The sequence below is a fragment of the Thermoactinomyces sp. CICC 10522 genome (genome assembly GCF_016055075.1).
Lineage (GTDB): Bacteria > Bacillota > Bacilli > Thermoactinomycetales > Thermoactinomycetaceae > Thermoactinomyces_A > Thermoactinomyces_A daqus.
This window is the reverse complement of the sequence record NZ_JAECVY010000021.1, coordinates 1-7,233: the sequence shown is the minus strand read 5'-3', so window position 1 is coordinate 7,233 and position 7,233 is coordinate 1. Positions and strand designations below refer to the sequence as shown.

Annotated in this window: 1 pseudogene; it reads right to left on the bottom strand. The window is 56.3% G+C overall.

Annotation, left to right across the window (positions count from 1 at the left end):
• Window positions 1-35: 35 nt before the first annotated feature.
• A pseudogene (locus I8U18_RS15995) lies at window positions 36-7,220 on the bottom strand (SDR family NAD(P)-dependent oxidoreductase); the annotation flags it as partial.
• Window positions 7,221-7,233: the final 13 nt, after the last annotated feature.

Sequence of the window (7,233 nt, the reverse complement as noted above, 5' to 3'; positions counted from 1 at the left end):
TCTGATTCGATCCGCATCCCGCCGTCCTCCCACAGGGGCCAGTTGATGGAAAGTGTCCTTCCCCTGCGCTGATCGAGGGCGACCAAATGATGGCGGTACTGTGCATATTGATCGGCAAAGGCATTGGCCGCAGCGTAATCCGCCTGCCCGATGTTCCCTGTAACTCCGGCGAGGGAAGAAAAAATCACAAAGAAATCGAGATCATCTTCCCGGCTGGCTTCATCCAGATTCACCAGTCCCGTCACCTTGGGGGCAAGCACCCGGGCAAATTGCGACGGGGTTTTTTGAATGATGAATTGATCACTGGTTACACCGGCGGCATGAATGATTCCGTCAAGGCCTCCGTACTCTTCCCTGATGTCTTCCAGACAGCGAACAACTTTATCCCGGTCAGTTACATCAAGCTGCCTGTAGACAACCCGGAATCCGTCTTTCTCCAACTCCCTGAAGGCTGCATGGCGTGCCGCATCCGGCTGTGAACGCCCTGCCAGGATCAGTGTCCCTCTGTTGATGTGCCGGGCGATTTCCCGGGCAAAAATGGAAGCAAGGCCTCCTGCTCCCCCGGTGATGAAGTAAACCCCGCCTTCCTTCCAGGGAACGGCTGCCGGCTCACGGGCGTATGGAACTTCCCTCCAGTCAGGAACACATCGCTCTCCATCCTGATAGGCAACTCGCAAAACCCGATTCTCGAGGCGATTTTCCTCCAGGATGCCAAGAATGTTATCAATCCCCCCGTTTCCTTCCAGTTCCAGGCATTGTCCGGTCACACGGGGGTTTTCCAGACGGGCCGTTTGCAACATGGCGCAAATCGCCCCGGCAAACGGATATTCCTTCCGGTTGAGGAGCAGAACCTGCACCGATACCGTCCCGGTCGGTTTCGCTTTCAGAATGCGCTGAATGACAGCAAACACTTCAAGGGCAACATCGGCAAACTTCCCGTCAATGCCGTCCTCCCGTATAGTTGGATAATGGAAATGCACCCCCGGCAGACGATGTTCCATTTCCTGCGCCAGCTTCTCATCGGCCCCGCACACGATCACGTGTCGCTGCTCATGGGCGGAGGACAGGTCGGGGCGACCCACTGCTTTTTCCGCCTTCCAATAAGGGGAAAGCAGCAAGGGGCTTTGCCCGGAATCTGCGCCTTGAAAGCGCTCTGTACTTTGCACGGCTTTCATGGTCAGACCTTTCATCCGCAGACGCAGCGAGCCCTGCTCGTCGCAAAAATCGATATCCAGTTTTTGCAGGTTCGCGTTTGCTGTTTCCTTTGGTCTGCGGCGGACCAGAGCCCACATTCGCGGAGTGCAGTTTCCGTATATCTCCAGTTCATCCAAAGCAAATGGCAGGAACAAGACGGTGCGGTCTTCGGCAGAGACCAGTCCCAGGGAAGACTGGACAGCAGCATCGATCAAACTCGGATGCAAATGGTATTGATCCGCCGTATCGGCCACACTATCGGGGAGGCTGATTTTCGCCAGCACTTGCCCCTGCCCTGCATAAATCTCTTCCAATCCCTGATAACCCGGTCCATAAACAATGCCCAGGGACTGAAAAGCGGCATAGCACGCAGCCGGTGTCAGCATTCGTTTCCCGCACAGAGCCCGCAAGGCCGGCAGATCCAGTTGCGGCGTTTGATCCCCGGCTTTTGCCGGAACGATCCTTCCTTGGCAATACACGGTTGGATCGGCATCTCCGTTTTCCGGCTGCTTATAAATTTCATAGGTGATCTCCCCGTTATTTCCCGGGAAAAGCCCGATGTGCACCCGGACAGTCGGCGCATCCAGCACCAACGGACGATTCCAACTCACATTTTTCAGGCGAAGCGCCGTTGCCCGTTCACCTGATTCCGTACGGCTTGACACCGCCATTGCTGCCGCCCGGGCCATTTCCAGATACACCATCCCCGGAAGCACCCGCTTGCCCCGGACAACATGATCCCGGAGGAAAAATTCCCGGCCGTCAAAATTCGTCGCGAACTTCAAACCGTCAAGATCCGATACATTTTGATGCAGCAGTGGATGAAGGTGCGCAGACGGCACCTGAACCTGCGCGGGTACACCGGGCTTATGCTCCGTTATCCAGAAACTTTCCCGGACAAACGGATCAGCGGGCAAAGGGATGCGGGACGGTTTGTCTGTCTCGTAGAGTTGATTCCAATCCACGTCCGCCCCGTTGACCCAAGCCTCCAGCAATGGCCTGAATTTCCCTGCACGGATCCATTGCCTGATTCTTTCGGCAGAAACAGCCGGGCCTTCGCTGCGTGCTTTCACGCGCCCCCGCAGCAAACCGTCTCCCGGCTGATCCGCGCGGCCGAGAAAAGTCCGCAATTGATGTTTCAGTTCGGCGATCGAAGCCGCCGTAAAGGCAAGCCGCTCAGCCATCGCTTCCCGCCCGGTCTGCAACGTATAGGCGATACACGCCAGCTCCCCCGACGTGAACTGCTCTCTCTCAATCGCAGCCAATAAACGGTTTGCCTGTTGCCTCAGTGCTTCTTCCCTTTTGGCTGACAGCACGATCAGGGCCGGACGGTTATCGGTGATGGGCGATCCGGAGCGTTTTCGCTTTTTGGGGATATATTCCTCCACCACCAAATGGGCGTTGGCCCCGCCCGCACCAAAAGAGGAGATTCCGGCCCGTCTCGGGTATTCGCGAATCTTTCCGTCCCTTTCAATTGCAGGCCGTCTCCATTCGCCAAGCTCCTGCTGCACCACAAACGGCGTATTCCGGAAATCAATATTGACATTCGGTTCCCCGGCATGCAGGGAAGGAACCAATTGACGATGTTTCAGCTGGAGCAACACTTTGATCAAACCGGCAATCCCGGCCGCACTCTCCGTGTGTCCAATATTGGATTTCACCGAGCCGATGGCGCAGAACTGGCGGTCCGACGTATGCCGTTCAAACGCCGCGGTCAGACCCTTGATTTCAATCGGATCCCCCAGGGCCGTTCCCGTCCCGTGCGCCTCAATATAACTGATCGTGCGGGCATCAATCCCGGTCCTCTGCAACGCTTCCGCAATCACCTGTTCCTGCTGCCGGGGATTGGGCACCGTATAGCCGTTGGTTTTCCCGCCGGCGTTAAGCATACTCCCTTTGATCACTCCATAAATATGATCCCCATCCGCCTCGGCTTGGGACAAAGGCTTCAAAACAACCGCTCCGACTCCCTCCCCGTCGACAATCCCGTCCGCCTGTTTGCCGAAAGGCCGGCACTTGTCCCCGGGAGAGAGCATCATCATCGCCGACAATTTCCTATAATGATCCGGATGGACGATCAGATTGACTCCGCCGGCGATCGCGCACTCGCTCACCCCGCTGTAAATGCTCTCCAAAGCGAGGTGAATCGCCGTCAGGGATGAAGAACAGGCACTGTCCACGGCCAGGCTGGGCCCCTGAAAATTCAGGGTATAGGAAACCCGGTTGGCGATCGACCAGTAACTCGCTCCCGGTGGATAATGCCCGTTCATGACTCCGACGAATACCCCTACCCTGCGGCTGTGACTGAGATTTTCCGGAGTATAGCCCGCATCGGCAATGCTTTGATAGGCAATTTCCAGGAACAGCCTTTCCTGCGGGTCCATCCGCTTGGCCTCTGCCGGGGAAATGCGGAAGAAATAGGGGTCGAATTGGTCAATCCCGTCGAGAAAACCACCCCATTTGCTGTAGATATGGCCGGGTTTCCCCGGTTCCGCATCGTAATACTCCCGCCAATCCCAGCGTTTCTTCGGAATTTCGGTTATGCCGCTTTGTCCCGATTTTAGAAGTTCCCAGTATTCGTGCAGATCGTTCGCTTTTGGAAAACGGCCGGCCACCCCGATAATGGCCACATCGATCAGCGTCCGGCTGTTCCGGTCCGATTTCCGCCTCGGGAACCGTAAACGCCGCGTTCTTTTTACATCCGTCTGATCGGGGGTGCGCCCGGCAGCATTCACCTGAGCATGTGCGGCGCCATCCCTTTTCTCTCCTCCGCTTCCGGCTACGAGCGTTTTCACTGTCTCCGGCTGCGTTTTCAGCAAAAAGTCGGCCACTTCGTCGAGAGTTTGGCACTCAAACAACAATGTGCCGGAAATCTGCTCAAAAACGTTGCGCAAGGCATTGGTCATCTGTGTGGCCAAAATGGAGTCGAACCCGTACCGCTCCAAGGGTTCGGCGCTGTCGATCTGCTCAATCGGAAGCTTCAGAATCCCGCCGACGATCTTCTTCAAATAAACCGTTATTCCGGAGCGAACGGCATCCTCATCTGTTTCAGCATTTTCCGATGCAACCGGGGCAGGCATGATTTCACTTATCTCCGTCTCCGGAAGCAAAGACTGGTGATTTTCCCGTACCCGCTGCCGGACAACTCCGTTGCTTTCTGCAAGGATGAGATGCTGCGGGCCGTTTGGGAAAACCGGAGCCAAGGCCGGGCGAAATCCTTCATATCTCAAGACGGTCTGCCACTGTTCCGCCGTTAACAAGGGAGACCCCGGGATTCGCAACGCTTCATCCTCAAACAGCCACCAACCTTCCAGCAACCCGAAAGTCAGGTGATTCAGCAAGGTTTTGCTGGTGGTTTCATTTAACAGAAGGAGGCCGTTCCGTTTCAACGCAGCCTTGGCATTCCGCAAAGTTTCGCGCAAATCCCGGGTGGCGTGGAGAACATTGCTCGCAATGACGATATCGTATCCGCCGGCCTCTATTCCCTGTCCGGCAACCGGTTCGGTGACATCGAACAATTTACAGGTAAGATTGGGGTTCCGGGAGCCGAATTCTTTTTCGGCAAACAATAAAAACGCCCGGGAAATATCCGTGTAGCAGTATTCCTTAATCTGCTCCCGGAAAGGCTTGAGTTTCTTCAGCACTGCCGAGCTGGCGCCTCCCGTCCCTGCTCCGATTTCCAGAATTCTGACAGTGACTCCGGGTTCCCGAAGTTTCCTCTGCTCAAGATAGGCGGCCACCATTGCGGCGAGCTTCTCATTGTAATAATCGGCCACGGCATTTTGCTTATAGATGCCTTCCACCCGTTCCATGGAAGAATCGGGAAACAGGATCTCCGTCGCTGCTTTTTTCCCGGTGAGAATCGCCGGCAGCTCCCGCAGAACCGCCTCGGCCAAACTCAAATGGGGACGGATATTCTCATCCTCGATCCATTCCTGTCTCCGGGCATCCCACTCCCGCCAGACTGCCTCTGCATCAACCGGTGCCGTCTCAAGCAACGTGTAATTTTGTCCATCCCGCTTCAGATAATGATGCTGCTCCAGGATCGCTGCGGTTTCTGCCAGCCACCGGCCATACCCTTTGTGAAGCGATTTCCTGAGGCGGGTCAGGTTTCCGCTCTGTTCCCGGAACAAGCCTGTCGATTGCAGCTGGCTCCAGAGCAGCTTGATCAGCAACGAAGTCAGTTGTTCCATTTTGTTTGCGATTGCCGCCATCACCTGATCCATTCGCTGATCCTCTCGTGGGCGCTCCTTGACCAGAAGGTCGAGATAAGAGCGGATGGTGGCAGGATAGACGGATATTTTTTGGGACGGATTCATTTCTTGCTCAGTCAAAGGGCGAATCGTGTTGATGAAAGCGAGCTGCGAGACGGGGTTGGATAACAGAATCTCCAATGCTTCCATCGCCTCCGGCGCTTCGACCGACCCGATCCCTGCTTCCGCCATTCGCCGGTGATATTCTTTGGCAGCAACCACTCCGACGCTGCCCCAGTACCCCCAGTTCATCACTTTTACCGGACAAGTCCATTCCCGGGCCAGCGCCAGGGCAAACGCATCCTCGAAAGTGCTTCCGGCTGCATAATTGCTCTGCCCGGCCGCCTTGGCAAAGGATTGAACCGAAGAGAAGAAAAGGACAAAATCCAGCGGTTCCGATGCGAACACCTGAGCCAGCCTCACACTCACATTCACCTTGGCCTCCAAGGAAGCCCTGAACCGTACTTCATCCATGTGCTCAATGGATTGATCGAGCAACACAATGGCTGAATGGACCACACCGCGAACCGGTCCGACCTTTTCCCTGATTTCGCGATGAGCCCGTTCCAGGGCCCGCCTGTCGGTGGCGTCGGCGGAAATGTATAGGGGAGCCGGTCCATATGCACAAAGACGGTCGATCTTGTCCGCAATCTCCCGATTCTTTTCCCGTCTGCCAATCCAAACGATCTTCGCGCGGTAATTGCGGATCAGATATTCACTCCAAACCTCGCCGATTCCGCCGGCTCCTCCGATCACGACATAAACTCCGCCGGTTCTGTAGGGAACTTGCTGTTTTTGTACATCTTTCACCTGAAGCAACTGCTGGCGGTACCATTCTCCGCCGCGACATGCGAGCACTTCCCCTTGCAGATGGCGGATTCGGGCAAAAGCCCAGCGGATGTCCTCCGTCTTTTCCAGATCGATGAGGCGGATCGGCCAATGCGGATATTCCTTGGCCAGCGACCCGGCAAACCCATGGAGGGCAGACTGTGCGGGCTGTATCTTTTCATCGGGATGAATCTGCTGCGCCTGTGTGGTAATCAGCGTCCAACCCAGCTCTTTCTGCCCGTAGCCCAGATGGAGAAATGCTTTGGTCAACCGGAACAGCTTGATCACCATCTGCTCTTGTGCCTCAATCAACCTTTCTTCCGTCATCGACCGGACGGAACCATCCGGTGCGATCCAGATCAAATGGTCAACGTGGCCCAGTTGCCGGATTTTCCCGGAAATGACCTCGATTGAGTCCCCATCGTCAATCTCCAGCACCCGTACCCCGGGATATTGTCGGGCAACGGCTTCTCTCTCCGCCTCCGTTCCCCCTGCCAGCACGATGTTTTGTCCCGGCAGCGGGAACTTTTCTTCCATTGTTTGCGGGATGACCTCCCATACGGGTTTCAGCAACAGATTGCCTGTGTGCTCCTCTGCAGTTGCCCCGATCGACGCAGTATCCGGTTTTGCCATCCGTGTAACCAGGTCGTGCATTCGCAGGCAAATCCGGCCGGTTTCGTCGCACAGATCGACGGACAACTTCCCACCGGTTTCCTGATGAACCCGTGCCCACATCGCCGGGCCGGTTTTGCCATAGATCTCCACTTCTTCCACGGCAAACGGAAGCGCAGGCTCGAGACGGCCGGAATCAATGCCCAGCCCCAAACCCGCCTGGATCGCCGCATCGACCATCCCCGGGTGGAGGTGGAAGCCCTTGCCCGCTTCCGCTGCCGCGGAAGGCAGGTGCAGGCGGGCCAGCACTTGCCCCTCTCCCACATGCACTTCCGCTATCCCCCGG